General features: G+C 66.8%; 22 protein-coding genes, 1 other RNA gene and 1 pseudogene. 14 read left to right on the top strand and 10 right to left on the bottom strand.

Annotated features, from left to right (window positions below):
- Positions 1 to 27 precede the first annotated feature (27 nt).
- On the top strand, positions 28 to 1674 hold the full coding sequence (locus tag X946_RS08015; protein WP_038745630.1) for an FAD-dependent monooxygenase: 1647 nt from the start codon (positions 28 to 30) through the stop codon (positions 1672 to 1674).
- Positions 1675 to 1961: 287 nt separating this feature from the next.
- Here X946_RS08015 and X946_RS08010 read toward each other — a convergent pair whose 3' ends face one another.
- Genes X946_RS08010 through X946_RS07995 form a run of 4 tightly spaced genes read right to left on the bottom strand, consistent with a single transcriptional unit; the run spans position 1962 to position 7261 of the window.
- Positions 1962 to 2228 carry a formate dehydrogenase subunit delta gene (locus X946_RS08010; protein WP_038745628.1) on the bottom strand — a complete coding sequence of 89 codons (267 nt, stop codon included), beginning with the start codon at positions 2226 to 2228 and terminating at the stop codon, positions 1962 to 1964.
- Between the two features lie 7 nt (positions 2229 to 2235).
- Positions 2236 to 5208: a formate dehydrogenase subunit alpha gene (gene fdhF, locus X946_RS08005; protein ID WP_038745626.1), complete on the bottom strand. Its 2973-nt coding sequence runs from the start codon at positions 5206 to 5208 to the stop codon at positions 2236 to 2238.
- A 14-nt stretch (positions 5209 to 5222) separates the two neighbouring features.
- Positions 5223 to 6791, bottom strand: coding sequence for a formate dehydrogenase beta subunit (locus X946_RS08000; RefSeq protein WP_038745624.1), 1569 nt, complete (start codon positions 6789 to 6791; stop codon positions 5223 to 5225).
- Positions 6788 to 7261 carry an NAD(P)H-dependent oxidoreductase subunit E gene (locus X946_RS07995; protein WP_038745622.1) on the bottom strand — a complete coding sequence of 158 codons (474 nt, stop codon included), beginning with the start codon at positions 7259 to 7261 and terminating at the stop codon, positions 6788 to 6790. The genes X946_RS08000 and X946_RS07995 overlap by 4 nt, the downstream gene beginning before the upstream one ends.
- A 130-nt stretch (positions 7262 to 7391) precedes the next feature.
- Here X946_RS07995 and X946_RS07990 point away from each other — a divergent pair, with 130 nt between their 5' ends.
- A complete protein-coding gene (locus tag X946_RS07990; protein ID WP_038745620.1) occupies positions 7392 to 8498 on the top strand; it encodes a substrate-binding domain-containing protein in 1107 nt (368 codons plus the stop codon).
- 102 nt (positions 8499 to 8600) lie between these two features.
- Positions 8601 to 8864, top strand: a complete 264-nt coding sequence (locus X946_RS07985; protein WP_038745619.1) for a hypothetical protein — start codon at positions 8601 to 8603, stop codon at positions 8862 to 8864.
- A 174-nt stretch (positions 8865 to 9038) separates the two neighbouring features.
- On the opposite strand, the gene X946_RS07980 is transcribed toward X946_RS07985, so the two are convergent.
- The 6 genes from X946_RS07980 to ompA all read right to left on the bottom strand — a co-directional run bounded on the left by X946_RS07980 (position 9039) and on the right by ompA (position 13364).
- Positions 9039 to 9683 carry a class I SAM-dependent methyltransferase gene (locus X946_RS07980; RefSeq protein WP_038745617.1) on the bottom strand — a complete coding sequence of 215 codons (645 nt, stop codon included), beginning with the start codon at positions 9681 to 9683 and terminating at the stop codon, positions 9039 to 9041.
- Between the two features lie 332 nt (positions 9684 to 10015).
- Positions 10016 to 10423 (bottom strand): hypothetical protein, encoded by a 408-nt coding sequence (locus tag X946_RS07975; RefSeq protein WP_152611649.1) that lies wholly within the window; start codon positions 10421 to 10423, stop codon positions 10016 to 10018.
- A gap of 271 nt (positions 10424 to 10694) precedes the next feature.
- Positions 10695 to 11064, bottom strand: a transfer-messenger RNA (tmRNA) gene (ssrA, locus tag X946_RS30600).
- Positions 11065 to 11070: 6 nt separating this feature from the next.
- The gene (gene gph, locus X946_RS07970; RefSeq protein WP_038745613.1) at positions 11071 to 11796 is read right to left on the bottom strand and encodes a phosphoglycolate phosphatase; all 726 of its coding nucleotides are present in this window, start codon (positions 11794 to 11796) and stop codon (positions 11071 to 11073) included.
- A 25-nt stretch (positions 11797 to 11821) separates the two neighbouring features.
- Positions 11822 to 12520, bottom strand: coding sequence for a bifunctional 2-polyprenyl-6-hydroxyphenol methylase/3-demethylubiquinol 3-O-methyltransferase UbiG (ubiG, locus tag X946_RS07965; RefSeq protein ID WP_038745611.1), 699 nt, complete (start codon positions 12518 to 12520; stop codon positions 11822 to 11824).
- 169 nt (positions 12521 to 12689) lie between these two features.
- Positions 12690 to 13364 (bottom strand): outer membrane protein OmpA, encoded by a 675-nt coding sequence (ompA, locus tag X946_RS07960; protein ID WP_006025709.1) that lies wholly within the window; start codon positions 13362 to 13364, stop codon positions 12690 to 12692.
- 510 nt (positions 13365 to 13874) lie between these two features.
- Here ompA and gyrA point away from each other — a divergent pair.
- The 11 genes and pseudogenes from gyrA (at position 13875) to lapB (ending at position 26652) form a co-directional block, all read left to right on the top strand.
- Positions 13875 to 16478, top strand: coding sequence for a DNA gyrase subunit A (gene gyrA / locus X946_RS07955; protein ID WP_038745609.1), 2604 nt, complete (start codon positions 13875 to 13877; stop codon positions 16476 to 16478).
- A 99-nt stretch (positions 16479 to 16577) separates the two neighbouring features.
- Positions 16578 to 17174 carry a DUF2059 domain-containing protein gene (locus X946_RS07950; RefSeq protein ID WP_038745665.1) on the top strand — a complete coding sequence of 199 codons (597 nt, stop codon included), beginning with the start codon at positions 16578 to 16580 and terminating at the stop codon, positions 17172 to 17174.
- A 168-nt stretch (positions 17175 to 17342) separates the two neighbouring features.
- The gene (serC, locus tag X946_RS07945) at positions 17343 to 18425 is read left to right on the top strand and encodes a 3-phosphoserine/phosphohydroxythreonine transaminase (protein ID WP_038745607.1); all 1083 of its coding nucleotides are present in this window, start codon (positions 17343 to 17345) and stop codon (positions 18423 to 18425) included.
- Between the two features lie 33 nt (positions 18426 to 18458).
- Positions 18459 to 19541: a prephenate dehydratase gene (gene pheA / locus X946_RS07940; RefSeq protein WP_038745605.1), complete on the top strand. Its 1083-nt coding sequence runs from the start codon at positions 18459 to 18461 to the stop codon at positions 19539 to 19541.
- 132 nt (positions 19542 to 19673) lie between these two features.
- Positions 19674 to 20600: pseudogene (locus X946_RS36650) on the top strand (prephenate dehydrogenase/arogenate dehydrogenase family protein); the annotation flags it as partial.
- Positions 20601 to 20705: 105 nt separating this feature from the next.
- A complete protein-coding gene (gene aroA / locus X946_RS36645; protein WP_038745663.1) occupies positions 20706 to 22010 on the top strand; it encodes a 3-phosphoshikimate 1-carboxyvinyltransferase in 1305 nt (434 codons plus the stop codon).
- A 16-nt stretch (positions 22011 to 22026) separates the two neighbouring features.
- Positions 22027 to 22713, top strand: coding sequence for a cytidylate kinase CmK (gene cmK, locus X946_RS07930; RefSeq protein ID WP_038745603.1), 687 nt, complete (start codon positions 22027 to 22029; stop codon positions 22711 to 22713).
- A 142-nt stretch (positions 22714 to 22855) separates the two neighbouring features.
- The gene (gene rpsA, locus X946_RS07925) at positions 22856 to 24568 is read left to right on the top strand and encodes a 30S ribosomal protein S1 (RefSeq protein WP_038745601.1); all 1713 of its coding nucleotides are present in this window, start codon (positions 22856 to 22858) and stop codon (positions 24566 to 24568) included.
- 22 nt (positions 24569 to 24590) lie between these two features.
- A complete protein-coding gene (locus X946_RS07920; RefSeq protein ID WP_038745600.1) occupies positions 24591 to 24914 on the top strand; it encodes an integration host factor subunit beta in 324 nt (107 codons plus the stop codon).
- Positions 24915 to 25136: 222 nt separating this feature from the next.
- Positions 25137 to 25430 (top strand): LapA family protein, encoded by a 294-nt coding sequence (locus X946_RS07915; RefSeq protein WP_004195986.1) that lies wholly within the window; start codon positions 25137 to 25139, stop codon positions 25428 to 25430.
- A gap of 52 nt (positions 25431 to 25482) precedes the next feature.
- The gene (gene lapB, locus X946_RS07910) at positions 25483 to 26652 is read left to right on the top strand and encodes a lipopolysaccharide assembly protein LapB (protein ID WP_038745598.1); all 1170 of its coding nucleotides are present in this window, start codon (positions 25483 to 25485) and stop codon (positions 26650 to 26652) included.
- The last annotated feature ends 30 nt before the right edge of the window (positions 26653 to 26682 follow it).

The following is a 26682-nucleotide window of genomic DNA, read 5'->3' as shown; positions in this document are numbered from 1 at the left end:
CGAATGTTGCGTATCGACGAGGTCTTTATGGCAGTCGTTCCGCTCGCCACTCCTCCCGTCCTGATCGTCGGCGCCGGGCCGACCGGGCTTGCCGCCGCGCTCTGCCTCGCCCGCGCCCGCGTGCCGGTGCGGATCGTCGACAAGGCGGCGCAGCCCGCGCGCTTTTCACGCGCGATCGGCATCCAGGCCAGAACGCTCGAGCTCCTCGAGCAGCAGCGCGTCGTCGAACGGTTCGTCGAGCTCGGGCATCGCGCGCGTGTCGCGATCCTGTACTCGGGCGGGCAGCGCATCGCCGAGCTCGATTTCGATCCGTTGCAAACGCGCTATCCGTACCTGCTGTTTCTCGACCAGACCGTTACCGAGCGGCTCTTGACCGAGCATCTCGCGACGTTCGGCGTCGAAGTCGAGCGCGGCGTGACGCTCACGCACTGCACCGATCCGGACGGCGCGCTCGATGTCCGCCTGCGCCACGGCGACGGCCGCGAGGAGAGCCTGCAGCCGTCGTACGTCGTGGCCGCCGACGGCGCGCACAGCACCGTTCGGCATCTGCTCGACGTCGAATTCGTCGGGCATGCGTTCGAGCAGACGTTCATGCTCGCCGATCTCGATGTCGACGCCGACTGGCCGGACGACGAGATTCATTTGTTCACGACGGGCGACGGCATCGCCGGATTGTTTCCGATGGGAAACGGGCGCTACCGGCTCGTCGCGGATCGACCGCCGCGCAACGGCGCGCTCGACGACGAGCACGGGCCGTCGCTCGAACTGTGTCGCGAGATCGTGCGCGCGCGCGTGATGCCCGAGCTGAAGATCGGCGATCTCGCGTGGTCGTCGTATTTTCATCTGCACAGCCGGATGGTCGCGCAACTGCGCCGCGGGCGCGTGTTCTTCGCGGGCGACGCGGCGCACGTGCACAGCCCGGCGGGCGCGCAGGGGATGAACACGGGCATCCAGGAGGCGTTCAATCTCGGCTGGAAGCTTGCGCGGGTGCTGGCCGGCAACGCGCCCGAGCGGCTGCTCGACACGTATCACGACGAGCGCCATCCGATCGAGCGCGACGTGCTGCGGCAGACGAGCTTCGCGACGCAGGTCGTCGAGGCGGGGCGCGGGCCGCTCAGGCTGCTGCGCGAGCACGTCGTGCCGATTCTCGCGTCGTTCGGGCCGCTGCGGGATGCGGCGCGCCGCACGGTCAGCGAGCTTGCGATCCAGTACCGGAAGAGCCCGCTCACGCTCGAGCGCGTGCTCGACGGCGGGCCGCGCGCCGGGGAACGCGCGCCGGATGCGCTCGTGCACGTGCTCGACGGGCCGCTCGGCAAGGCGCCCGGCGTCGCGCGCCTCTTCGATCTGCACGATCCCGCGCATTTCACGCTGCTCGTGCTCGAGCCGCGCTCGGCCGTCGACGACACGCTGCCGTCGGACCCGGGCGAGGACGGCCGCACGCTTGCCGGCGCGCTCGAGCGGATCATGCCGGGCGCGGTGCGCTGCTGGCGCCTGACGGACGCGCAAGGCGAGGGCGCGCCGCTGTTGAGCGATGCGTACGGGGGCGCGCGGCCGGCGTTCTATCTGCTGCGGCCGGACGGCTATGTCGCCGCGCGCGGCCGCCCGGCGACCGATGCGAGCGCGTTGCTGCACCATTGCGAGACGTGGTTTTCGGGGATGCGGCTCGAGACTTGAGGGCGACGGCGCGCTCGACGCAAGCGCCAGGCGCGCGGCCGCGCGACGAGCGGCGCCGCCGTCTCGCCGTCTTGCCTTGCGGTTGTCGTGTCTTTGAAGCGGGCGAGCGTTGCGTCGTCGCGATGCGGCGTCAACGCGAACGCGGCGATGGGGGCGGCGTGCGCGAAGCGTCAGCGCCGATCCGCGCGATGCGGCGTCTGTCCGCACGCGATGCTGCGAGCAGCGAGCGCGCGTCGTTCGCGCGACACGGCGGCGTCGCGCGCGTCGCGGCGTGCGCCTGCGGCCGCCTATGCGGCGCGCGGCGTTTCAGGCGCGGGCGCCGGTTCGAGCGATGCGCGGTGCCTGTCGATCGCCTCGCGAACGATCGGCGCGACGCTTGTCGCGGCCTCGTCGTTCGGATCGTCGAGCGCCGCGAGGAGCGCGCGCCGCATCCGCGGCTCCCAGAAGCGCCGGATGTGATCGGCGACGCCCGCGACCGCCTCGTCGTGATCGGGCATCGACGCGAAGAACGCGCCGATCTGGTTGGCCATGTCGATCAGGTGTCGGCTTTCCATGTCGACCTCACTTGCCCGTTGCCGTCGCCGTTGCGCTCGACGTCGCCGGCGCGCTCGCCGTCGTGCGCCGCTCGAGCAGCGCGAGCTGCTCCGCGCGAAAGCGCGTGTACGCGCGCTGCCACTCGGACGGCTGCGCGACGGGCGCGACCTGCACCGCCGTCACCTTGTATTCCGGGCAGTTGGTCGCCCAGTCCGAGCTATCGGTGGTGATCACGTTCGCGCCGGATTCGGGGAAGTGGAACGTCGTGTAGACGACGCCCGGCTGCATCCGCTCGGTCACGAGCGCGCGCAGCACCGTCTGCCCCGCGCGCGATTCGACGCCGACCCAGTCGCCCGACCTGATTCCGCGATCGTTCGCATCGTGCGGATGGATCTCGAGCCGGTCCTCGTCGTGCCAGCGCACGTTCTCCGTGCGGCGCGTCTGCGCGCCGACGTTGTACTGCGACAGAATCCGGCCCGTCGTCAGGATGAGCGGGTAGCGCGGCGTGACCTTCTCCGGCGACGCGATGTACTGCGTGATCATGAACTTGCCCTTGCCGCGCACGAAGTGATCGACGTGCATCGTCGGCGTGCCTTCGGGCGCCGCGTCGTTGCAGGGCCACTGCACGCTGCCGAGCTCGTCGAGCAGCGCGTACGACACGCCTGCGAACGTCGGCGTGAGGCGCGCGATCTCGTCCATGATCTCGGACGGATGCGCGTAGCGCATCTCGTAGCCGAGCGCGCGCGACAGCATCAGCGTCACCTCCCAGTCCGCATAGCCGGAAAGCGGCTTCATCGCGCGGCGCACGCGCGAGATCCGGCGCTCGGCGTTCGTGAACGTGCCGTCCTTCTCGAGGAAGGTCGCGCCCGGCAGGAACACGTGCGCGTACTTCGCGGTTTCGTTCAGGAAGATGTCCTGCACGACGAGGCATTCGAGCGACGACAGCGCGGCCGCGACGTGCTGCGTGTTCGGGTCCGACTGGACGATGTCCTCGCCCTGGCAGTAGAGGCCCTTGAAGCTGCCGTCGAGCGCCGCGTCGAACATGTTCGGGATGCGCAGGCCGGGTTCCGGCTGCAGCGTCGTCGACCAGGCCTCGTCGAAGAGCGCACGCACCGCGGCGTCGCCGATGTGCCGGTAGCCGGGCAGTTCGTGCGGGAACGAGCCCATGTCGCACGAGCCCTGCACGTTGTTCTGTCCGCGCAGCGGGTTCACGCCCGCGCCCTCGATGCCGAGGTTGCCCGTCGCCATCGCGAGATTCGCGATGCCCATCACCATCGTCGAGCCCTGCGCATGCTCGGTCACGCCGAGCCCATAGAAGATCGCGGCGCGCCCGCCCGTCGCATACAGGCGCGCGGCGGCGCGCACGGCGTCGGCCGGCACGCCCGTGATGCAGGCCGTCGCCTCGGGCGAATGCTCGGGCCGCGCGGCGAACGCGCGCCACACGTCGAACGCGTGCGGCTCGCAGCGTTCGGCGACAAACGCCTCGTCGACGAGCCCTTCGGTGACGATCACGTGCGCGAGCGCGTTGACGAGTGCGACGTTCGTGCCGGGGCGCAGTTGCAGATGATGGACGGCCTTCACGTGCGGGCCGTCGACGAGATCGATCCTGCGCGGATCGATGACGATCAGCTTCGCGCCCTCGCGCACGCGGCGCTTGAGCCGCGAGCCGAACACCGGATGGCCGTCGGTCGGATTCGCGCCGATCACGACGATCACGTCGGCCGAGCCGACTGACGCGAACGTCTGCGTGCCCGCCGATTCGCCGAGCGTGACTTTGAGCCCGTAGCCCGTCGGCGAGTGGCACACACGCGCGCAGGTGTCGACGTTGTTGTTGCCGAACGCCGCGCGCACGAGCTTCTGCACGAGATAGGTTTCTTCGTTCGTGCAGCGCGACGACGTGATGCCGCCGATCGAATCGCGGCCGTGCTTGTCCTGGATGCGGCGGAACTGCGCGGCCGCATGGCCGATCGCTTCGTCCCAGCTCACTTCGCGCCACGCATCGGTGATTTTCTCGCGGATCATCGGTTTCGTGATGCGGTCCTTGTGCGTCGCGTAGCCCCATGCGAAGCGGCCTTTCACGCACGCATGGCCTTCGTTCGCCTGGCCGTTCTTGTGCGGCGTCATCCGCACGACCTGGTCGCCCTTCATCTCCGCCTTCAGCGAGCAGCCGACGCCGCAATACGCGCAGGTCGTGACGACCGCGTGCTCGGGCTGACCGAGCAGCGCGACGCTCTTCTCGACGAGCGTCGCGGTGGGGCACGCGGCGACGCACGCGCCGCACGATACGCACTCCGAATCCATGAACGCGTCGCCCGCGCTCGCCGCGACGCGCGATTCGAAGCCGCGCGCGGCGATCGTCAGCGCGAACGTGCCTTGCGTCTCCTCGCATGCGCGCACGCAGCGGTTGCAGACGATGCACTTCGACGGGTCGTAGCTGAAGTACGGATTCGACTCGTCCTTCGCGTCGCGCAGATGGTTCTTGCCGTCGAAGCCGTAGCGCACTTCGCGCAGCCCGACTGCGCCCGCCATGTCCTGCAGCTCGCAGTCGCCGTTCGCCGCGCACGTCAGGCAGTCGAGCGGGTGATCGGAGATGTAGAGCTCCATCACGTTGCGGCGCAGGTCCTGCAGGCGATCGCTTTGCGTGCGCACCTTCATGCCGGCTTCGACGGGCGTCGTGCACGACGCCGGATAGCCGCGCCGGCCCTCGATCTCGACGAGGCACAGGCGGCACGAGCCGAACGGCTCGAGCGAATCGGTCGCGCAGAGCTTCGGCACGTTGATGCCGGCCTCGATCGCCGCGCGCATCACCGACGTGCCGGCCGGCACCGTCACCGTGCGGCCGTCGATGTCGAGCGTGACGTCGGTATCGGCGCGGCGCGCCGGCGTGCCGTAGTCGGTGTCGTCGAACGGATCGGCGCGGCGCGCCTGCGCCGCGCTCTTGCACGCGCACTGACCGGAGCCGCAGCCTTGCCGGGGCGAATCGAAAGCGGAAGAGGTCATTGGGACTCCTGCTGTCAGGCCGCGGCCGGCGCAGCGTTTTTCGCGCGCGCGGCGAGGCCGAAATCTTCGGGGAAGTGATCGAGCGCGGACAGCACCGGGTACGGCGTCATGCCGCCCATCGCGCAGAGCGAGCCCGCCGTCATCGTGTCGCAGAGCTCGCGCAGCAGGCGCACCTGCTTTTCCGACGTGTCGCCCGCGCGGATCTTCGCGATCGTCTCGACGCCGCGCGTCGAGCCGATCCGGCACGGCGTGCACTTGCCGCACGATTCGAGCGCGCAGAAGTGCATCGCGTATTCGGCGAGCGCGGCGAGGTTCGACGTGTCGTCGTGCAGCACGATGCCGCCATGTCCGACGACGGCGCCGACGGCCGCATACGCCTCGTAGTCGAGCGGGATGTCCCATTGACTGTCGGGCAGGTAGGTGCCGAGCGGGCCGCCGACCTGCGCGGCGCGCGCCGGGCGCCCGCTCGCGGTGCCGCCGCCGAAGTCGAACAGCAGCTCGCGCAGCGTGACGCCGAACGCGAGCTCGACGAGCCCGCCGCGCTTCACGTTGCCCGCGAGCTGGAACGGCAGCGTGCCGCGCGAGCGGCCCATCCCGTAGTCGCGGTAGAACGCCGCGCCGCGCGCGAAGATGATCGGCGCGGTCGCGAGCGTGATCACGTTGTTGATGACGGTCGGTTGTCCGAAGAGCCCCGCGAGCGCGGGCAGCGGCGGCTTCGCGCGCACGACGCCGCGCTTGCCTTCGAGCGATTCGAGGAGCGCCGTTTCCTCGCCGCACACGTACGCGCCCGCGCCTTTCGCGACGTGCAGCTCGAACGCGTGCGCGGTGCCGAGCACGCTCGCGCCGAGCCAGCCGGCGGTACGCGCGCGGGCGATCGCTTCGCCCAACGCCGCGATCGCGTGCGGATATTCGCTGCGCACGTAGATGTAGCCGATCGTCGCGCCCGTCGCGACGCCCGCGATGATCATCCCTTCGATCAGGCAGTACGGATCGCTTTCCATGATGAGGCGATCGGAGAACGTGCCGGAGTCGCCTTCGTCCGCGTTGCAGACGACGTATTTCTGCGCGGCCGCGGCTTCGCGCACGGTCCGCCATTTGACGCCCGCCGGAAATGCGGCGCCGCCGCGTCCGCGCAGGCCCGATTCGACGAGCGTCTCGCAGGCGGCGGCGCCGTCGAGCGCGAGCGCATTCTTCAGGCCTTCGAGCCCGCCGTGCGCGACGTAGTCGTCGATCGACAACGGATCGGTGATGCCGATTCGCGCGAACGTGAGCCGCTGCTGGCGCTTCAGGTACGGCATTTCGTCGACGATGCCGACGCGCGCCGGGTGTTCGCCGCCGTCGAGCCAGCCGGCGTCGAAGAGCGCGGGGACGTCGGCCGCCGTGAGGTTCGCGTAGCCGACGCGGCCCGCGGCCGTGCCGATCTCGACGAGCGGCTCGAGCCACAGGAGCCCGCGCGAGCCGTTGCGCACGAGCTCGATCGCGGTGCCGCGCGCGGCCGCCTCGGCCTCGATCGCGCGCGCGAGCGCGTCTGCGCCGACCGCGAGCGCCGCGGAATCGCGCGGCACGTAGATGCGCGTGCTCATGCGGGCTCCTTCGCGCGGACGGCCGCGTCGAAGAGCGCGTCGAAGCGCGCGGGCGACATCTTCGCGTGGAGCGTGTCGTTGATCGTGAGCGACGGCGACTGCGCGCAAAGGCCGAGGCAGTAGACCGATTCGAGCGCGACTTCGCCGCCGTGCTCGCCGTCGATGCGGCAGCCGGCGCGCGCCTGCGCGTGCGCGACGAGCGCCTCGCCGCCCATGCTGCGGCACGCTTCCGCGCGGCAGAGCCGGATCGTCACGCGCGCGGGCGGCGCGGTGCGGAAGTGGTGATAGTAGGTCAGCACGCCGTGCACTTCGGCGCGCGACAGATTGAGCGCCTTCGCGAGCGGCTCGACACATGCGGGCGGCACGTAGCCCGCGTCGTCCTGGATCGCATGCAGGATCGCGACGAGTGATTTGCCGGGTTGCGCGTGTGCGCGCACGAGCGCGTCGGGCGCGACGGAATGGGGGGACATCCGGTTGCCTCCTCCGAAGTCATATATGCGCTTTGGGTTCATATGGAGCGCAAACAGACTTTGAGATATTGATATGAGTCAACGATAAATCGATAGAATGACGGCTGCAATAGGAAAAGGGATTGCATAAATGATTCGAGTCGAATGCGACGCGCATTTGATCGTGCGCGACAACGGCGGCCGCACCGCGAGCCTGACTGATGTGGCACCGCTTCTCGAACTCGTCGCGGCGACGGGCAGCATCGCGCAGGCGGCCGAGGCGAAAGGGCTGTCGTACCGGCACGCGTGGGGGCTTCTGCGCGCGCTCGAGGCGTGCGTCGGCGGCGCGCTGATCGAGACCGTGCGCGGCAAGGGCTCGTCGCTGTCCGAACTCGGGCAGGCGGTCGTCGCTGCGCAGCGCCTCGCGGGTGAGCGCCTCGACGGCAACCTGCGCGCGCTCGCCGCCGAGGTCGCGAGCGGGCTGAACCGGCGGCTCGTGCGGCACGCGGGCGCGCTGCGGATTCATGCGTCGCACGGCTACGCGGTCGCGGCGCTCGTGTCAGCGCTCGTCGAAGCCGGCTCGCCCGTCGACATCAAGTACCGCGAGAGCGTCGAGGCGATGCGCGCGCTCGCGGGCGGCGAATGCGATCTGGCGGGGTTTCACCTGCCGCGCGGCGTGTTTCGCGCGCACTGCGCGCAGATCTACCGGCCGTGGCTCGACGATGCCGATCACGTGCTGATTCATCTGACGCGCCGCAAGCAGGGCCTGTTCGTGTCGCGCGGCAACCCGAAGCGGATCGAGGGCCTCGCCGACCTCGCGCGCGGCGACATCCGCTTCGTCAACCGGCAGCCGGGCTCCGGCACGCGGATGCTGCTCGATCTCGCGCTGCGCGACATCGGCATCGATCCGGAGCGGATCGACGGCTACGCATCGGCGGAGCTGACGCATTCGGCGATCGCCGCGTTCGTCGCGAGCGGGATGGCGGATCTCGGCTTCGGCGTCGAGCCTGCCGCGCGCCATTTCGGCCTCGATTTCATACCGATCGTCGACGAGGACTATTACTTCGCGTGCGAGCGCTCGCGGCTCGGCGATGCGCCGCTCGCGGGCGCGCTTTCGCTGCTGCGAGACGACGGCTACCACGCCGCCGTCGCGCGGCTCGACGGCTATGATCCGGGCGCGTGCGGCACGCTCGTCGACGTGGCGGCGGGCCTCGCGGGCACCGCCGACGGCGCGCGCGCGAGCAGTCACGGACGGTAACGAAGCGGGTATGCGAGCGGCGCTGCAAGGCGCGCGCATTTGCGTTACGCTTGCCGCTTACTTTCGTATGAGCCAAAGCGCCGACCGGCGCCCGACACACCGATGAAGCTCCTGACCCATCTCGCCGTCGCGTCCGCCGCCGCGGGCGCGCTCGCCGTGGCCGCGACGGTCGCGTTCGCGCAGAACTCGCCCGGCGTGCCGGGCGGCATCCTGAATGACCAGTTCCGGCTGAACGAGCATCCGCAGATGCAGTTCGCCGCGTCGGCGCCGTCGAAAAAATATCAGAGCGGCAAGAAATCGGATCTGCGCAGGAAGGGCGACATAGGCGATCCGAACGGCTGCAACCTGAAGTGCCCGATGAATTGACGGCGCTCTTGCGCGGCGCCGACCGAGGTGGCCGCGCGAGATGCACGCCGGCCGCGCAGCGCATCCGGCGGGCATGCGTGGCACGACGCATGAGATCGCCCGCTGACGAACGAAGCGAGGACAGGCGAACGCGAACGCCGTAAGCGACGGCGCCGGCTCGCCGCCGGCATGACGTCAAGCGGCCGTCGAGGGCGGCCGCGCGCCCGGCCACGCATGGCCGATCGGCGACGGGGAACCCCAGAAGTCCGCACAGCGCTGCAACCGGTAGACGGCCGCGGGCGGCACGTTCGCCCATGCGATGCCGATGCGCTCCGCGCGAATGCCGATCGCCGCGAGCCGGCTTGCGGGAATCGGGCAGCGAGGCAGATAGGTGAACTGATAGAACGCGCCGCCCGGGCCGAGGTGCATCGCGAATGCGCCATGCACGATCGCAACCGCCTGCTCGACGGGCATCGCGACGAGCGGCAGGCCGCTGACGACGGCGCTCGCACGCGCGTCGCCGAACAGGCCGCGCGTGATGCCGAGTTCGGCCGCATCCATGTTCATGACCCGCAGGTCGGGAAAGCGGCGACGCAGCGTCGCGGCGAACGCCGGATCGGCTTCGACGAGCACGAGCCGCTCGGCGGCGACGCCGCGCGACAGCAACTCACGCGTGAAGACGCCCGTGCCCGCGCCGAGTTCGATCACGCGCGCGCTGTCGCCGGGAATCTGGGCGGTCATCAGCATGGCGAGCGCGGGACCGGACGGCGCGAGCGCGCCGACCTGACGGGGATTGCGCAGCCATGCACGCAGGAAGAGCGCGAGTTCGGGAATCCGCATGGTTGGTTCCAGGGGAATTGAGCGGCAAGCTGTCACGGCGCCGTTCCGATGAAATCGGCTTCGGCTTTGCGACCGGCAAGCTAGCCTGCCACGATCAAAAACACAGGCCATTGTGTATTACCCGCTGTGTTGCGCTGGCGCATGCCGCGCATTCGAGCGCGAAAACCTGCGGTCGAACACCGCAGGTGTTCGTGACAATTGTCGATAGTCTGGAGTCGCGCGCCTACAAGAGCACAACGGGGATCAAAGTGAGACTACCGTTACGCTCCGTGGGAGTGCATAGAGTTCCCCGGGGCGGTCGGGCCTGAATATGTAGCCGATCGCAGCGCGTTTTAAGCGGGCAGCAGTTGCAGATCGAGCGCCAGGAAGTGCGTATCGACTACTGCGGGGACTGTCACAAACGCAACTTCTAGTAGGGGCGTTACGTCGGTGCCGTTTAGCTTGAAATCGTCGGTAGGGTGGGCGAGGCGCTGGCCGGCAAAGTCTATGGTGGTCGCCCAAGCGCGCGCTACACTTGCAGGATCAGCGAACGTTTGGACAACTGCTGGCGACAGCCTTTGCAGCGGTGTGGCGTCCTTCAAGCGGAAGTCTTCGATTCCAAGATCGCCACGGTGACTGCGCGGCCCATCTTTGATGGCTGAAAGCACAGACGGATGGCCGCTGGATTTCAGTCCGAGAAATTCGAGCAAGTACCGGCAGTGAATCGCACCCATGCTCGTCACCGGCTGGGTGTAGTTCATGAGCACACCCTCGTGTACCGGGTGCTCAATCTGCTCAACGCGTATCTCAATCTCCGCGAGCGGTCCGTGCTGTGCTTGAAGTCTTAGTGCGCTGTACGCTAAACGAACTTCGGCCACGAACTGAGGAATGACGCCGACCCGCAACCTGAGCAGGTCCAACGGGTTGATTTCGCGCGGCACGGTTACGGCCAACTGAGTGGGGGATTACGTGGGGGTTCGAGGGCAGCAATCACCGTAAGTCCCATGTAAATCAAGGACTTACGGCAAAATTTGGTGGAGGCGGCGGGAATCGAACCCGCGTCCAGAAGCGGTCCACGACCAGTTCTACATGTTTAGTTCTGTCTTTTGATTTAACCGTGACGTCGCGGACGAACACGCTCCGTTGCGGCGATTCACTAAGTTTTCGACCCGGCCGTCGTGACGCCGGCAAGGCTTAACTGACGTATATGACCTCTGTCGGTATTGCTACCGGTCTTGCGACACTAGCCCGTCAGTGAACTAGGCAGAGGACGGCGGCCCTTAGGCTGCCAGTGCGAACGTATCGTCGTTTGCAGTTACGTTTTTCCCATTGATTAACGAGGTGACGGGTCCTCGACATGCCCTAGCCGCTTCACAACCCCTGTCGAAACCAGGTCGCCCCCAGCGGATTACACATTATAGCGCAACGCGCGCAGCAATCGCTCCAGTTCGTCCGTTGTCTCGACGAGATGCTGCGCTTGCCACTCGGCGGGCACGGTGCCGTCGCCGCAATAGCCGTACGCGGCCGCCACCGTTGGCATCCCGGCCGCGCTGCCTGCCTGGATGTCGCGCAGGTCGTCGCCGACGTACACGATCCGCGCGGGCGCGAGCGACAGCCGCTGCGCCGCGTACAGCAGCGGCGCCGGATGCGGCTTCGGGTGCGACGCCGTGTCGCCGCTGACGACGCACGCCGCGCGCCCGGCGAGGCCGAGCAGTTCGACGAGCGGATCGGTGAACCGCGCGGCCTTGTTCGTCACGATGCCCCAGCGCACGCCGCGCGCGTCGAGCGCGTCGAGGAGCGCGCCGATGCCCGGAAAGAGCGTCGTCTGCACGCACAGGTCGGTCGCGTAGTTCGCGAGGAATTCGTCGCGCAGCGCATCGTATTCCACGTCCGCCGGCGCGATGCCGAACGCGCCGCCGATCAGGCCGCGGGCGCCCGCCGATGCGAGCGGACGCAGCGCGTCGAGCGGCGTTTGTGCGACGCCGCGCGAGCGCTGCATCTTGTTGACTGCGGCGGCGAGGTCGGGCGCGGTGTCGGCGAGCGTGCCGTCGAGATCGAACAGCACGGCTTCGCATGCATCGAGGCGCGGCTCGTCGGTCGGCGACGCGGCGAAGGAGGGCGAGGATGAGCTCATGGACGAGATCGAAACGGGTGGCGGGTCAGGCGCTGCGGCGGCATGCGAGGAGATAGTTGACGTCGGTGTCGTTCGACAGCGTGAAACGCTTCGCGAGCGGGTGATACGTGATGCCCTTGATCTCGACGGTCTGCAGATCGGCTGCGCGCACGAAGCGTGCGAGCTCGGATGGCCGGATGAAGCGCGCGTAGTCGTGCGTGCCCTTCGGCAGCATCTGCGCGATGTACTCGGCGCCGATCACGGCGAGCAGGTACGACTTCAGGTTGCGGTTCAGCGTCGAGAAGAACACCCAGCCGCCCGGCTTCACGAGCGTCGCGCATGCGGCGACGATGTTCGCGGGCGACGGCACGTGCTCGAGCATCTCCATGCACGTGACGACGTCGTACGTGCCCGGTTCGCGCGCGGCGAGCGCTTCGGCCGCGATCGCCTCGTAATCGACGGTCACGCCGCTCTCGAGGCTGTGCAGATCGGCGACGCCGAGCGCTTCCGTCGAGAGATCGATGCCCTTGACCTGCGCGCCGAGCGACGCCATCGATTCGGACAGGATGCCGCCGCCGCAGCCGATGTCGACGATGCGCTTGCCCGGCAGATGCGCATGCGCGTCGATCCAGTTCAGACGCACCGGATTGAGGTCGTGCAGCGGCTTGAATTCGGCGTTCGGGTCCCACCATTTGTGGGCGAGGTCGCTGAATTTCTGGAGTTCGTGCGGATCGGCGTTCGTCATGTCGGCAAGCGGATGCGGGAAAGAGGGCGGCGGCGCGCCCGTCAAGCCACGAGTATATAAGCTAAGCGGGCGAGGTCGCCAGGAACGCGGCCGAGCGATGTCCGGGCCGCGTCAATGAAAAAGCCCCGCCGAAGCGGGGCTTTTGAAGCAGATGCGATCGATCCGCGGCTTACTGCGCCGGAACGGTCGTCTTCTGCACTTCCTGCGTACCAACCACTTCGACTTCCACGCGGCGGTCCGGTGCGAGGCAGGCGATGAGCTGCTTGCGGTTCTTCTGCTTGCAGGTGTTGCCCGTGACCGGGTTGCGCTTGCCCTTGCCTTCCGTGTAAACCTTGTTCGCCGGAACGCCCTTGCTGACAAGGTACGACTTGACGGCTTGCGCACGGCGCAGCGACAGACGGTCGTTGTACTTGTCCGAACCGATGCGGTCGGTGTAGCCCGTGGCGACGACCACTTCCACGTTCATGCCTTGGATCTTCGAGGCCAGTTCGTCAAGCTTCTGCTTGCCGGCCGGCTTCAGGATGGCCTTGTCGAAGTCGAACAGCGTATCGGCTTGGTACGTAATCTTCTGGCTCGTGATGACCGGAGCAGCCGGTGCAACCGGGGCCGGTGCCGGTGCCTGGGCGACCAGTGCGCCATCGCACTTCGCGTTGGCGGTGGCCGGCGTCCAGAACGCATCGCGCCAGCAGAGCTCGTTCGTGCCGTTCATCCACACCCATTCGCCCGTGCCATTCACCCAGTTGTCATTCACGGCTTGACGCGACGCCGGCACCGACTGTGCCGAAGCGGATGCAGCCATAACTGCGGTAGCTGCAATGAACGCGAGCTTTGAAAGTTTATTCATATTTCTCCTCTCGAAATTGAGATTACCGCAGGTTTACTGCGAGCCTGTTGACGATGACAAGTCATACATTGCTCGAAGTATAACATTGGTGCGGCACAAAAAACGCGGCACCGCTCTGTGTAGACTTCGAGCAGCGTCTAACTTTCAGTGCGTTGGCATTTTGCCATATCGTTCCCTTCCCACGAAAAAAAATCCTCCCCACCCTAAGATCGGTCTATCGATTGTGGCGCGAGTGCAACACCGCTTGCCGCATGTTTTGGAAATTGTCAAGTCTGTTGGCGGGGAATTGCAGATTTTTTGAAATGCGAACCTTTCGTTGATCGTTTTGTGTTTTTTTGTGCGTGCGGCGGGGCGGGGTGGCGGCGAAGCGGCCGCGCGAGTTTCGCCATTCTTATATAGAGGGGCCGCGTTGGGGCGGGTTGGGGCGCATGTTAGAATCGCACGTTGCGTCGCGCGAGCGGCGCCCACGCGAAAGGCGGCCCCGTCTTCGCTCCGAAAAGATACGGATACATGGATCAATTCGCCAAAGAGACCCTGCCCACCTCCCTCGAGGAGGAAATGCGCAAGTCGTATCTCGATTACGCCATGAGCGTGATCGTCGGACGTGCCCTTCCGGATGTCCGCGATGGCTTGAAGCCCGTGCACCGGCGCGTGCTGTTCGCAATGCACGAACTGAACAACGACTGGAACCGGCCTTACAAGAAGTCCGCGCGTATCGTCGGCGACGTGATCGGTAAGTACCACCCGCACGGCGACACCGCGGTCTACGACACGATCGTCCGGATGGCCCAGGACTTCTCGCTGCGCTACATGCTCGTCGACGGCCAGGGCAACTTCGGCTCCGTCGACGGCGACAACGCGGCCGCGATGCGCTACACCGAAATCCGGATGGCCAAGATCGGCCACGAGCTGCTCGCGGACATCGACAAGGAAACCGTCGACTTCGGCCCGAACTACGACGGCAGCGAGACGCAGCCGCTCATCCTGCCGTCGCGGATTCCGAACCTCCTCATCAACGGTTCGTCGGGGATCGCGGTCGGCATGGCCACCAACATTCCGCCGCACAACCTGAACGAGGTCGTCGACGCGTGCCTGTATCTGCTGAACAATCCGCAGGCGAGCGTCGACGAGCTGATCGAGATCATCCCCGCGCCGGATTTCCCGACGGCCGGCATCATCTACGGCGTCGCGGGCGTGCGCGACGGCTATCGCACGGGGCGCGGCCGCGTCGTGATGCGCGCGACGACGCACTTCGAGGAGATCGACCGCGGCCAGCGGATGGCGATCATCGTCGACGAGCTGCCGTACCAGGTCAACAAGCGCTCGCTGCTCGAGCGCATCGCCGAGCTCGTCAACGAGAAGAAGCTCGAGGGCATCTCCGACATCCGCGACGAGTCCGACAAGAGCGGCATGCGCGTCGTGATCGAGCTCAAGCGCGGCGAAGTGCCCGAGGTCGTGCTGAACAACCTCTACAAGGCGACGCAGCTGCAAGACACGTTCGGCATGAACATGGTCGCGCTCGTCGACAACCAGCCGAAGCTCCTCAATCTGAAGGAAATCCTGCAGTGCTTCCTGTCGCATCGACGCGAAGTGCTGACGCGGCGCACGGTCTACGAGCTGCGCAAGGCGCGCGAACGCGGCCACGTGCTCGAGGGCCTCGCCGTCGCGCTCGCGAACATCGACGAGTTCATCGCGATCATCAAGGCCGCGCCGACGCCGCCGATCGCGAAGCAGGAACTGATGGCGAAGTCGTGGGATTCGTCGCTCGTGCGCGAGATGCTGACGCGCGCCGAGACGGAGAACGCGGCGGCGGGCGGGCGCGACGCGTACCGCCCGGAAGGCTTGAGCCCGGCGTTCGGCATGCAGGGCGACGGCCTCTACAGGCTGTCCGATACGCAGGCGCAGGAAATCCTCCAGATGCGCCTGCAGCGTCTGACGGGCCTCGAGCAGGACAAGATCATCGGCGAATACCGCGACGTGATGGCGCAGATCGCCGATCTGCTCGACATTCTCGCGCGGCCCGAGCGGATCACCGTGATGATCAGCGAGGAGCTGAACGCGGTGAAGGCCGAGTTCGGCGACGCGCGCCGCTCGAAGATCGAGCTGAACGCGACCGAGCTGAATACGGAAGACTTGATCACGCCGCAGGACATGGTGGTGACGATGTCGCACGCGGGCTACGTGAAGTCGCAGCCGCTGTCGGAATATCGCGCGCAGAAGCGCGGTGGCCGCGGCAAGCAGGCGACGCAGATGAAGGAAGACGACTGGATCGAGACGCTCTTCATCGCGAACACGCACGACTACATCCTGTGCTTCTCGAACCGCGGCCGCGTGTACTGGGTCAAGGTCTACGAGGTGCCGCAGGGCTCGCGCAACTCGCGCGGCCGTCCGATCGTCAACATGTTCCCGCTGCAGGACGGCGAGAAGATCAACGTCGTGCTGCCCGTCAAGGAATTCTCAGCCGACAAGTACGTGTTCATGACGACGGCCTTGGGCACCGTCAAGAAGACGCCGCTCGAAGCGTTCAGCCGGCCGATGAAGAAGGGCATCATCGCGGTCGGCCTCGACGAGGGCGACTACCTGATCGGCGCGGCGATCACCGACGGCGCGCACGACGTGATGCTGTTCTCCGACGCCGGCAAGGCGGTGCGCTTCGACGAGAACGACGTGCGTCCGATGGGCCGCGAGGCGCGCGGCGTGCGCGGGATGCAGCTCGACGAAGGTCAGCAGGTGATCGCGATGCTCGTCGCGGGCAGCGAGGAGCAATCGGTGCTGACCGCGACCGAGAACGGTTTCGGCAAGCGCACGCCGATCACCGAGTACACGCGCCACGGCCGCGGCACGAAGGGGATGATCGCGATCCAGACGTCCGAGCGCAATGGTCGCGTGGTGGCCGCTACGCTCGTCGACGCCGAGGATCAGATCATGCTGATCACCACGGCGGGCGTGCTGATCCGCACGCGCGTGTCGGAGATCCGCGAGATGGGACGGGCGACGCAAGGTGTTACACTCATCAGTCTCGATGAAGGCACCAAGCTTTCGGGTCTGCAGCAGATCGCCGAGGCGGATGCCGATCCCGACGACGACGACGCGTCGGAGGGCGGCGACGCCTGAGCCGGTTGTGACCGTCGAGCCGCCGCCCGGCGCGCACGCAAAGATGCGGCGTGACGGGCGCGGCGTATAAACTGTGCATATTTCCATGAGGGAGTGATGATGCAAAAACGATTCAAGCAACTGGTCCTGCTGGCAGCGATGGTTCCGGCGTTCGCGATGGCTCAGTCGCTGTCGAACCAGACTTCGGCTCCGGCGGCCGCTGCTCCGATCGACGCAGACAAGAAGGCGGCGATCAAGGATCTGCTCGACGCGATCGACGCGCCGAAGCTCGTCGCGGCCATCGCGAACAGCGCCGAGATGCAGTCGAAGCAGCTCGTGCCGGCGATCCTGTCGGACGCGCTGTCGGAGAACAAGACGCTGAACGACAAGCAAAAGCAAGCCGCCGTGCCGACGCTGCAAAAGAATGCGGTGCCGAAGCTCGTCGACGGCGCGGGCAAGGTGTTCGGCACGCAGCAGTTCACGAACGACGCGATGCAGGCTCAGTACGACGCGTACGCGAAGTACTACAGCACGTCGGAGATCAAGGATCTGACGACGTTCTACAAGAGCCCGACGGGCCGCAAGTTCATCCAGGTTCAGGATCAGGTCGGCCGCGACGTCGTGAACGGCCTGATGCAGAAGTACATGCCGCAGGCGATCAAGGCGACGCGCGACCAAGCCGACAAGGAAGTCGCGACGGTCAAGCCGGGCAAGTAAGCCGCGCCGGCTGAGGCCCGCCGGTCGGGGCGTTCGCCGCCCGGGTTTGGCGGGTTCGTCAGGACAGTGCGATAATGGCCGTTTGCGCGACAGCGCAAGCGGCCATTTCCTTTTCCCGCACGGCTTTCGGCGGATCGAGGCGGCCGCGTCCCTTCCGAGGTTCTCACGATGCGCGTCTTTAATTTCTCCGCCGGTCCCGCGGCGATGCCCGAGGAAGTGCTGCGCCAGGCGGCCGCCGAAATGCTCGACTGGAACGGCAGCGGCATGAGCGTGATGGAAATGAGCCATCGCGGCAAGGAATTCATGTCGATCCACGAGGCGGCGCTTGCCGATCTGCGCGAGCTGCTCGACGTGCCCGCGAATTACCGGATACTGTTCCTGCAGGGCGGAGGGATCGCCGAGAACGCGATCGTGCCGATGAACCTACTCGGTTCGCGGACGACGGCCGACTTCATCGTCACGGGCTCGTGGTCGCAGAAGTCGTTCAACGAGGCGAAGAAATACTGCGCGCCGCATCTCGCCGCGACGGGCAAGACGGAAGCGGGCTTCACGCGCGTGCCGGCGTTCTCCGAATGGCAAATGTCCGACGATCCGGCGTACGTGCACCTGTGCACGAACGAGACGATCGACGGCGTCGAGACGTTCGACATCCCCGATCTCGGCAACGTGCCGCTCGTCGCCGACGTGTCGTCGCACATCCTGTCGCGTCCGATCGAGATCGAGAAGTACGGCGCGATCTTCGGCGGCGCGCAGAAGAACATCGGGATGGCGGGCGTGACGCTCGTGATCGTCCGCGAGGATCTGCTCGACCGCGCGCTGTCGATCTGCCCGTCGGCGTTCGAGTGGAAGACGGTCGCGCTCAACAATTCGCTGTACAACACGCCGCCCACCTACGCGATCTACATCGCGGGCCTCGTGTTCAAGTGGCTGAAGGCGCAAGGCGGCCTTGCCGAGATCGAGAAGCGCAACATCGAAAAATCGAAGCTGCTGTACGACGCGATCGACGCGGGCAGCTTCTATCTGAACAAGGTCGAGAAGTCGGCGCGTTCGCGGATGAACGTGCCGTTCTTTCTTGCCGACGAATCGCGCAACGAAGACTTCCTTGCCGGCGCAAAAGAGCGCGGGCTGCTGCAGTTGAAGGGCCACAAGTCCGTCGGCGGCATGCGGGCGTCGATCTATAACGCGGTGCCGCTCGCGGGCGTGCAGGCGCTCGTCGAGTACATGAGAGATTTCGAGCGGCGATGCGCGTGACGCGCGCCGCTCCCTAAGCACGCTTGTCAATTCATGGACGACGAACTCAATACCCGCCTGAAGCCTTTGCGCGAGCGCATCGACGCGATCGATGCGCAGCTGATCGCGCTGCTGAACCAGCGCGCGGCGGTCGCGCTCGAGGTCGGCGAGGTCAAGAAGCACTTCAACGCGCCCGTGTTCCGGCCGGAGCGCGAGCAGCAGGTGATCACGCGCTTGCAGGACATGAGCGGCGGGCCGCTCGCGAGCGAGCACATCAGCGCGATCTGGCGCGAGATCATGGCGGCGAGCCGTGCGCTCGAGCAGACGATTCACGTCGCGTTCCTGGGGCCTGTCGGCACGTACAGCGAACAGGCGATGTTCGACTACTTCGGGCATTCGATCGAGGGGCTGCCTTGCCCGTCGATCGACGAAGTGTTCCGCTCGGTCGAGGCGGGCGCCGTGGCATTCGGCGTCGTGCCGGTCGAGAACTCGTCGGAAGGCGCGGTGTCGCGCACGCTCGATCTGCTGCTGCACACGCAGTTGCTGATCGGCGGCGAGCTGTCGCTGCCGATTCATCACAACCTGCTCACGCAGACGGGCACGCTCGACGGCGTGAAGCGTGTCTGCGCGCATGCGCAGGCGCTCGCTCAGTGCCAGCACTGGCTCGCCGCGAACGCGCCGCATCTCGAGCGGCAGGCCGTCTCGAGCAACGCGGAAGCCGCGCGCCTCGCGGCCGACGACGCGACGGTCGCCGCGATCGCGGGCGACCGCGCGGCGACGCACTACCGGCTGCAGATCGCGTATGCGCTGATCCAGGACGATCCGCACAACCGCACGCGCTTCGCCGTGATCGGCAAGGAGCCGGCGGGGCAGAGCGGGCACGACCAGACGTCGCTCATCGTGTCGGTGAAGAACGAGCCGGGCGCGGTGTTCAAGCTGCTCGAGCCGCTCGCGCGGCACGGCGTCTCGATGACGCGCTTCGAATCGCGCCCGGCGCGGGTCGGCACGTGGGAGTATTACTTCTACATCGACATCGAAGGGCATCGCGACGACGACGCCGTCAAGGCCGCGCTCGCGGAGCTCGGCAAGAAGGCGGCATTCCTGAAGATTCTCGGTTCGTATCCGCGCGCGCGGTGAAGCGCATCGCGTTGCGTTGCGCGGGCCGGCGCGGCCTGCTTCGGCCGCATCGGCCGAAGCGGCGCGCGGCGGCAGGTTCACGGCTGAACGGCTTGCCGCAGCGAGGCGGCGCATGGCTCTTCGCGCTTGCGAATGTGCGGCGCGCCGGGCCGGCGGCCGTTCGATATTGACCCTCGCGCGCCCGGGCCTGGCCCGGACGCGCGTTACTTGGCTCTCGTCGTGTCAGGCTTTTCTTTCGACAAACTGGTGATTTTCGGCGTCGGGCTGATCGGCGGCTCGCTCGCGCTCGCGTTGCGCGAAGGCGCGTCGGGCGGCAGGCGCGAGGTGGTCGGCGTCGGCCGCTCGACGGCGTCGATCGAGCGCGCGCTCGCATTGCGCGTGATCGACCGCGCGGCGGCGCTCGACGACGACGCGCAACTGCGCGACGCGCTCGCGGGCGCGGATCTCGTGCTGCTCGCCGCGCCCGTCGCGCAGACGGGCGCGCTTCTTGCGCGGATCGCGCGGTTTCTCGACGCGTCGACGATCGTCACCGACGCGGGCAGCACGAAGTCGGACGTCGTCGCGGCCGCGCGCGCGGCGCTCGGCGCGCGGATCGGCCAGTTCGTGCCGGGCCACCCGATCGCGGGGCGCGAATCGAGCGGCGTCGACGCGGCGCTCGCCGATCTGTACGTCGGCCGCAACGTCGTGCTGTGCGCATTGCCGGAGAACGCGCCGGACGCGCTCGCGCGGGTCGAAGCGATGTGGCGCGCGGCGCGCGCCGACGTGCGCGCGATGAGCGCCGAGCAGCACGACCGCGTGTTCGCGGCGGTGAGCCATCTGCCGCACGTGCTGTCGTTCGCGCTCGTCGAGCAGATTCTCGGCGAATCCGATGCCGAGCTGAAATTCTCGTACGCGGCGGGCGGCTTCCGCGACTTCACGCGCATCGCCGCGTCGAGCCCGGAAATGTGGCGCGACGTGTGTCTCGCGAACCGCGCGGCGCTCCTCGACGAGCTCGACGCCTACACGCGCGTGCTCGCACGGCTGCGCGCGGCGATCGACGCGGGCGACGGCGCCGCGCTCGAAACCGTGTTCGCGCGCTCGCGCGCGGCGCGCTCGGCGTGGCGCGAGCGCGGCGCGAAACCCGCATCCGCTGTCCGTTCAGCTATCCCTGCAACAGGATTTCACATGGAACATCTCGATCTCGGCCCGTTCTCCCATGCGCAAGGCACGGTGCGCCTGCCCGGCTCGAAGAGCATCTCGAATCGCGTGCTGCTGCTCGCGGCGCTCGCGGAGGGCGAGACGACCGTCACGAACCTGCTCGATTCCGACGATACGCGCGTGATGCTCGACGCGTTGACGAAGCTCGGCGTGAAGCTGTCGCGCGACGGCGACACCTGCGTCGTCGGCGGCACGCGCGGCGCGTTCACCGCGAGAACCGCGGATCTCTTCCTCGGCAACGCGGGCACGGCGGTGCGGCCGCTGACGGCGGCGCTCGCGGTGAACGGCGGCGACTACCGGATTCACGGCGTGCCGCGGATGCACGAGCGTCCGATCGGCGATCTCGTCGACGGGCTGCGCCAGATCGGCGCGCGGATCGACTATGAAGGCAGCGAGGGCTTTCCGCCGCTCAGGATTCGGCCCGCGACGATCTCGGTCGACGCGCCGATCCGCGTGCGCGGCGACGTGTCGAGCCAGTTCCTGACCGCGCTCCTGATGACGCTGCCGCTCGTGAAGGCGAAGGACGGCGCAAGCATCGTCGAGATCGAGGGTGAGCTGATCTCGAAGCCGTACGTCGAGATCACGATCAAGCTGATGGCGCGCTTCGGCGTGACGGTCGAGCGCGACGGCTGGCAGCGCTTCACGGTGCCGTCGGGCGTGCGCTACCGGTCGCCCGGCGCGATCATGGTCGAGGGCGACGCATCGTCGGCGTCGTACTTCCTCGCGGCGGGCGCGCTGGGCGGCGGGCCGTTGCGCGTCGAGGGCGTCGGCCGCGCGAGCATCCAGGGCGACGTCGGCTTCGCGAACGCGCTGATGCAGATGGGCGCGAACGTGACGATGGGCGACGACTGGATCGAAGTGCGCGGCATCGGCCACGACCACGGCAGGCTCGCGCCGATCGACATGGATTTCAACCTGATTCCGGACGCCGCGATGACGATCGCGGTCGCCGCGCTCTTCGCCGACGGCGCGAGCACATTGCGCAACATCGGCAGCTGGCGCGTGAAGGAAACCGACCGGATCGCCGCGATGGCGACCGAGCTGCGCAAGGTCGGCGCGACGGTCGAGGAGGGCGCCGACTATCTCGTCGTGACGCCGCCCGCGCAGCTCACGCCGAACGCGGCGATCGACACCTACGACGACCACCGGATGGCGATGTGCTTCTCGCTCGTGAGCCTGGGCGGGGTGCCCGTGCGCATCAACGATCCGAAGTGCGTCGGCAAGACGTTCCCCGACTATTTCGACCGTTTCCTGGCGCTCGCGAAGGCGTGACGCCCGTATTGACCCGATGAAATCGACTCGACCTTTTCACCCGACCCCAGTTATCACGATCGACGGCCCGACGGCATCCGGCAAGGGCACCGTCGCGGCGCTCGTCGCCGCGCACCTCGGTTTTCACCTGCTCGACAGCGGCGCGCTGTACCGGCTCGCGGCGCTCGCGAGCATCCGCTATCAGGTCGAGCCCGACGACGTCGACGCGCTTGCAAAGCTGGTCGACGGCCTCCACATCACGTTCCGCGAGGGTTGCGCGCAGCTCGACGGCGTCGACGTGTCCGACGCGATCCGCGCGGAGGCGGTCGGCAACCGGGCGTCGGCGATCGCCGTCCACGCGCCCGTGCGCGCGGCGCTCGTCGCGCGGCAGCGCGCGTTTCGCAAGACCCCCGGGCTCGTCGCGGACGGCCGAGACATGGGGACCGTGATCTTCCCGGACGCGGTGCTGAAGGTGTTCCTGACGGCAAGCGTCGAGGCGCGCGCCGCGCGCCGGCATAAGCAATTGATGCAAAAAGGTTTTTCTGCTAATATGGATAACTTGCTCCAGGATTTGCGCGAACGCGACGCGCGCGACAGCAATCGCGCCGCCGCGCCGCTCAAGCCTGCGGCAGACGCCAAGCCCCTCGACACGTCGGCCTTGACGATCGAGCAATCGGTCGCACAGGTGCTCGCGTGGTATCGGGAGCTCGGCCAGCCCGCCTGATCGGGGGCGAAAGCGCAGTAGGTGCTTCGCGCGTCGCGCGAAGCGTGTGTTAAACCCTTACCCCGTGTGGATTCGCGGGCGCGTCGCCAGCCGTTGCGGCCGGCGCGGGCGGTAGAGCGAAACCACGCACAAACCGATTTTTATGTCCGACCTGCAAACCTCCAACCCGAATACCGAATCCTTCGCGGCTCTGTTCGAAGAGTCGCTGACCCGCCAAGACATGCGCGCCGGCGAAGTGATCTCCGCCGAAGTCGTGCGTGTCGACCACAACTTCGTGGTCGTCAATGCCGGTCTCAAGTCCGAGGCCTACATTCCGATCGAGGAATTCCTGAACGATCAGGGCGAGGTTGAGGTTCAGGCGGGCGATTTCGTTTCCGTCGCGATCGACGCGCTGGAAAACGGCTACGGCGACACGATCCTGTCGCGCGACAAGGCGAAGCGTCTCGCTTCGTGGCTGTCGCTGGAAAAGGCTCTCGACAACAACGAACTCGTGACCGGCACGATCACGGGCAAGGTCAAGGGCGGCATGACCGTGATGGTCAACGGCATCCGCGCGTTCCTGCCGGGTTCGCTCGTCGACACGCGTCCCGTCAAGGACACGACCCCGTACGAAGGCAAGACGCTCGAGTTCCGCGTGATCAAGCTCGACCGCAAGCGTAACAACGTCGTGCTGTCGCGCCGCGCGGTGATCGAAGCCACGCAAGGCGAAGAGCGCGCGAAGCTGCTCGAGACGCTGAAGGAAGGCGCGATCGTCAACGGCGTGGTCAAGAACATCACCGACTACGGCGCGTTCGTGGACCTCGGCGGCATCGACGGCCTGCTGCACATCACCGACATCGCATGGCGCCGCGTGCGTCACCCGAGCGAAGTCCTGTCGGTTGGCCAGGAAGTCACCGCGAAGATCCTCAAGTTCGACCAAGAGAAGAACCGCGTCTCGCTCGGCATCAAGCAGCTCGGCGACGATCCGTGGGAAGGCATCTCGCGCCGCTACCCGTCGGGCACGCGCCTGTTCGGCAAGGTCACGAACATCACCGACTACGGCGCGTTCGTCGAAGTGGAATCGGGCATCGAAGGCCTCGTCCACGTGTCGGAAATGGACTGGACGAACAAGAACGTCGCTCCGTCGAAGGTCGTTCAGCTCGGCGACGAAGTCGAAGTCATGGTCCTCGAGATCGACGAAGACCGTCGTCGTATCAGCCTCGGCATGAAGCAGTGCAAGCCGAATCCGTGGGATGACTTCAGCCGCAACTTCAAGAAGGGCGACAAGATCACGGGCGCAATCAAGTCGATCACCGACTTCGGCGTGTTCATCGGTCTGCCGGGCGGCATCGACGGCCTCGTCCACCTGTCGGACCTGTCGTGGAGCGAAGCTGGCGAAGAAGCGGTTCGCAAGTACAAGAAGGGCGACGAAGTCGAGGCGATCGTGCTCGGCATCGACGTCGAGAAGGAGCGCATCTCGCTCGGCATCAAGCAGCTCGAAGGCGATCCGTTCAGCAACTACGTCGCGATGAACGACAAGGGCTCGATCGTCGACGGCGTCGTGAAGTCGGTCGATGCGAAGGGCGCGGTCATCACGCTCACGCCGGACGTCGAAGGCTACCTGCGTGCGTCGGAAATCTCGCAGGATCGCGTCGAAGACGCACGCAACGTGCTGAAGGAAGGCGACAAGGTCAACGCGATGGTGATCAACATCGATCGCAAGTCGCGCGGCATCAACCTGTCGATCAAGGCGAAGGATTCGGCCGAGCAGCAGGAAGCGATGCGCGGCCTGCAAGCCGATTCGAGCGCCGCTGCGACGGGCACGACCAACCTCGGCGCGCTGCTGAAGGCGAAGCTCGACGGCCAGAACCAGTAAGCCTCGCGAGGTCTGCTGAAGTATGACCAAATCCGAGTTGGTCGCCCAGCTGGCATCGCGATTTCCGCAGCTCGTGTTGAAGGATGCGGATTTCGCGGTGAAAACGATGCTCGATGCGATGTCCGACGCCTTGTCGAAAGGGCATCGCATCGAAATTCGCGGCTTCGGCAGCTTCGGTCTGAACCGCCGTCCGGCGCGCGTCGGACGCAATCCGAAGTCGGGCGAGAAAGTGCAGGTGCCTGAGAAGTACGTGCCGCACTTCAAGCCCGGCAAGGAATTGCGCGAGCGCGTCGACGGCCGTGCCGGCGAGCCGTTGAAGAACGACGAGCCGGAAAGCGGCGAGTGACGGTTCCGCCGCGGTCGATGCCGAACCAGCATGGCTGAAAGAAAGCGCCCCTCGCGGGCGCTTTTTCTTTGGCGCGCCGCGCGCGTTTCGCGAAGCGTGTCAAGCGTCGGCACAAGCGATTCACGAAGCGCGAAACGCTTCCTTTACAATACGGGGCGCCTGAAGCGCTGCGAAGGGGAGTCGCACGCGCTGCCGAACAATCTCAGTCAAAGAGAGGGAGTCATGAAGTTCATCGTCTGGTTGATCCGTGTGCTGGTGTTCGTGCTGCTGCTGGTGCTTGCGCTGGCCAATACGCAAAGCGCCACGCTGAATTTTCTAGCCGGGTACAACTGGCAGGCTCCGCTGATCCTGATCGGCCTCGCGTTCTTCGGCGTCGGGCTGATCGCGGGTTTGTTGTCTGCGCTGCCCGCGATTTTCCGGATGCGGATGGAGAACGGCCGCCTGAAGCGCGACTTGCGCGCTGTGCGCGAGAACCCGGCCGTCGTCGACCAGCCGCCGATGCCGCCCGTCATTTAACGATGCCGACGCCGCGCACGATGCGCGGCCCAGGTTTTTTTCGACACGTCGCATGGATCTCGATTTCTGGTGGCTGCTCGCCATTCCCGTTGCGTTCGCGCTCGGCTGGATGGCGTCGCGCTACGACCTCAACAAGCTGCTGTCCGAGAGCGCGAATCTGCCGCGCTCGTATTTCCGCGGCCTGAACTTCCTGCTGAACGAACAGCCGGATAAAGCCATCGACGCGTTTATCGAAGTCGCGAAGCTCGATCCCGAAACGGTCGAGCTGCACTTCGCGCTCGGCAACCTGTTTCGCCGTCGAGGCGAGACGGACCGCGCGATTCGCGTCCATCAGAACCTGCTGAGCCGCAACGATCTGCCCGTGAACGAGCGCGATCACGCGCTCTTCGAACTCGGGCAGGATTTCCTGAAGGCGGGCCTGCTCGACCGCGCGGAAGAGGCGTTCCACAAGCTCTCCGAAGGCGACTACGCGCTCGACGCGCAGCGCGCGCTCCTCACGATCTATGAGATCGAAAAGGACTGGAACAAGTCGATCGACACCGCGACGCGAATCGAATCGATGGGCGCGCCGCGCCTTGCGACGGAGATCTCGCAATTCCATTGCGAGCTCGCGCAGGACGCGCTGCTGCGCAAGAACGCCGAACTCGCGGCCGGGCATCTGCGCGACGCGCTCGCGGTGAATCCGCAGAACGCGCGTGCGACAATCCTGTCGGGCGACGCTGCCGCCGCAGCGGGCGACCATCTCGCGGCGATCGAGCACTGGCGCCGGATCGAGACGCAGAATCCCGCGTACCTGCCGCTCGTCGCCGACAAGCTGATGAAATCCTACGTGGCGCTCGATCGGGCGGCCGACGGCGCCGATCTGCTGACGGACTACGCGCGGCGCTATCCGTCGAACGATCTGCTCGACGTCGTCTATCAGTACGTCGCGCAGATGCGCGGCAACGGCGCCGCGCACGCGCTCGCGCGCTCGCAGATGGAAAAGGCGCCGAATCTGTCCGGCATGCTGCACTTGCTCGATGCGCAGATCGCCGCGGCCGACGAGCCCCGCCGCGCCGAGCTCGAAATGATGCGCACGCTCGTCAAGCAGCGCACCAAAAATTTGCCACGATATACATGCCAGAATTGCGGTTTCCGGGCGCGCCTCTTCTATTGGCAGTGCCCCGGATGCAGCGGATGGGAAACCTATGCGCCGCGGCGCGTCGAGCCCGCCGTTGCGTAGCGGGGCAGTAATGGGGCAGGCCGCGCCAGC

The sequence above is a fragment of the Burkholderia sp. ABCPW 111 genome (genome assembly GCF_000773065.1).
Taxonomy (GTDB): Bacteria; Pseudomonadota; Gammaproteobacteria; order Burkholderiales; family Burkholderiaceae; genus Burkholderia; species Burkholderia savannae.
The sequence above is the reverse complement of the archived record's forward strand: the minus strand, read 5'-3'. Positions and strand labels throughout refer to the sequence as shown.

Bases quoted from the DNA above. Each gene is read 5' to 3' on its own strand.
- X946_RS08015 (WP_038745630.1), top strand. From the start codon at position 28: ATGGCAGTCGTTCCGCTCGCCACTCCTCCCGTCCTGATCGTCGGCGCC.
- X946_RS08010 (WP_038745628.1), bottom strand. From the start codon at position 2,228: ATGGAAAGCCGACACCTGATCGACATGGCCAACCAGATCGGCGCGTTC.
- fdhF (WP_038745626.1), bottom strand. From the start codon at position 5,208: ATGACCTCTTCCGCTTTCGATTCGCCCCGGCAAGGCTGCGGCTCCGGT.
- X946_RS08000 (WP_038745624.1), bottom strand. From the start codon at position 6,791: ATGAGCACGCGCATCTACGTGCCGCGCGATTCCGCGGCGCTCGCGGTC.
- X946_RS07995 (WP_038745622.1), bottom strand. From the start codon at position 7,261: ATGTCCCCCCATTCCGTCGCGCCCGACGCGCTCGTGCGCGCACACGCG.
- X946_RS07990 (WP_038745620.1), top strand. From the start codon at position 7,392: ATGATTCGAGTCGAATGCGACGCGCATTTGATCGTGCGCGACAACGGC.
- X946_RS07985 (WP_038745619.1), top strand. From the start codon at position 8,601: ATGAAGCTCCTGACCCATCTCGCCGTCGCGTCCGCCGCCGCGGGCGCG.
- X946_RS07980 (WP_038745617.1), bottom strand. From the start codon at position 9,683: ATGCGGATTCCCGAACTCGCGCTCTTCCTGCGTGCATGGCTGCGCAAT.
- X946_RS07975 (WP_152611649.1), bottom strand. From the start codon at position 10,423: ATGAACTACACCCAGCCGGTGACGAGCATGGGTGCGATTCACTGCCGG.
- gph (WP_038745613.1), bottom strand. From the start codon at position 11,796: ATGAGCTCATCCTCGCCCTCCTTCGCCGCGTCGCCGACCGACGAGCCG.
- ubiG (WP_038745611.1), bottom strand. From the start codon at position 12,520: ATGACGAACGCCGATCCGCACGAACTCCAGAAATTCAGCGACCTCGCC.
- ompA (WP_006025709.1), bottom strand. From the start codon at position 13,364: ATGAATAAACTTTCAAAGCTCGCGTTCATTGCAGCTACCGCAGTTATG.
- gyrA (WP_038745609.1), top strand. From the start codon at position 13,875: ATGGATCAATTCGCCAAAGAGACCCTGCCCACCTCCCTCGAGGAGGAA.
- X946_RS07950 (WP_038745665.1), top strand. From the start codon at position 16,578: ATGCAAAAACGATTCAAGCAACTGGTCCTGCTGGCAGCGATGGTTCCG.
- serC (WP_038745607.1), top strand. From the start codon at position 17,343: ATGCGCGTCTTTAATTTCTCCGCCGGTCCCGCGGCGATGCCCGAGGAA.
- pheA (WP_038745605.1), top strand. From the start codon at position 18,459: ATGGACGACGAACTCAATACCCGCCTGAAGCCTTTGCGCGAGCGCATC.
- aroA (WP_038745663.1), top strand. From the start codon at position 20,706: ATGGAACATCTCGATCTCGGCCCGTTCTCCCATGCGCAAGGCACGGTG.
- cmK (WP_038745603.1), top strand. From the start codon at position 22,027: ATGAAATCGACTCGACCTTTTCACCCGACCCCAGTTATCACGATCGAC.
- rpsA (WP_038745601.1), top strand. From the start codon at position 22,856: ATGTCCGACCTGCAAACCTCCAACCCGAATACCGAATCCTTCGCGGCT.
- X946_RS07920 (WP_038745600.1), top strand. From the start codon at position 24,591: ATGACCAAATCCGAGTTGGTCGCCCAGCTGGCATCGCGATTTCCGCAG.
- X946_RS07915 (WP_004195986.1), top strand. From the start codon at position 25,137: ATGAAGTTCATCGTCTGGTTGATCCGTGTGCTGGTGTTCGTGCTGCTG.
- lapB (WP_038745598.1), top strand. From the start codon at position 25,483: ATGGATCTCGATTTCTGGTGGCTGCTCGCCATTCCCGTTGCGTTCGCG.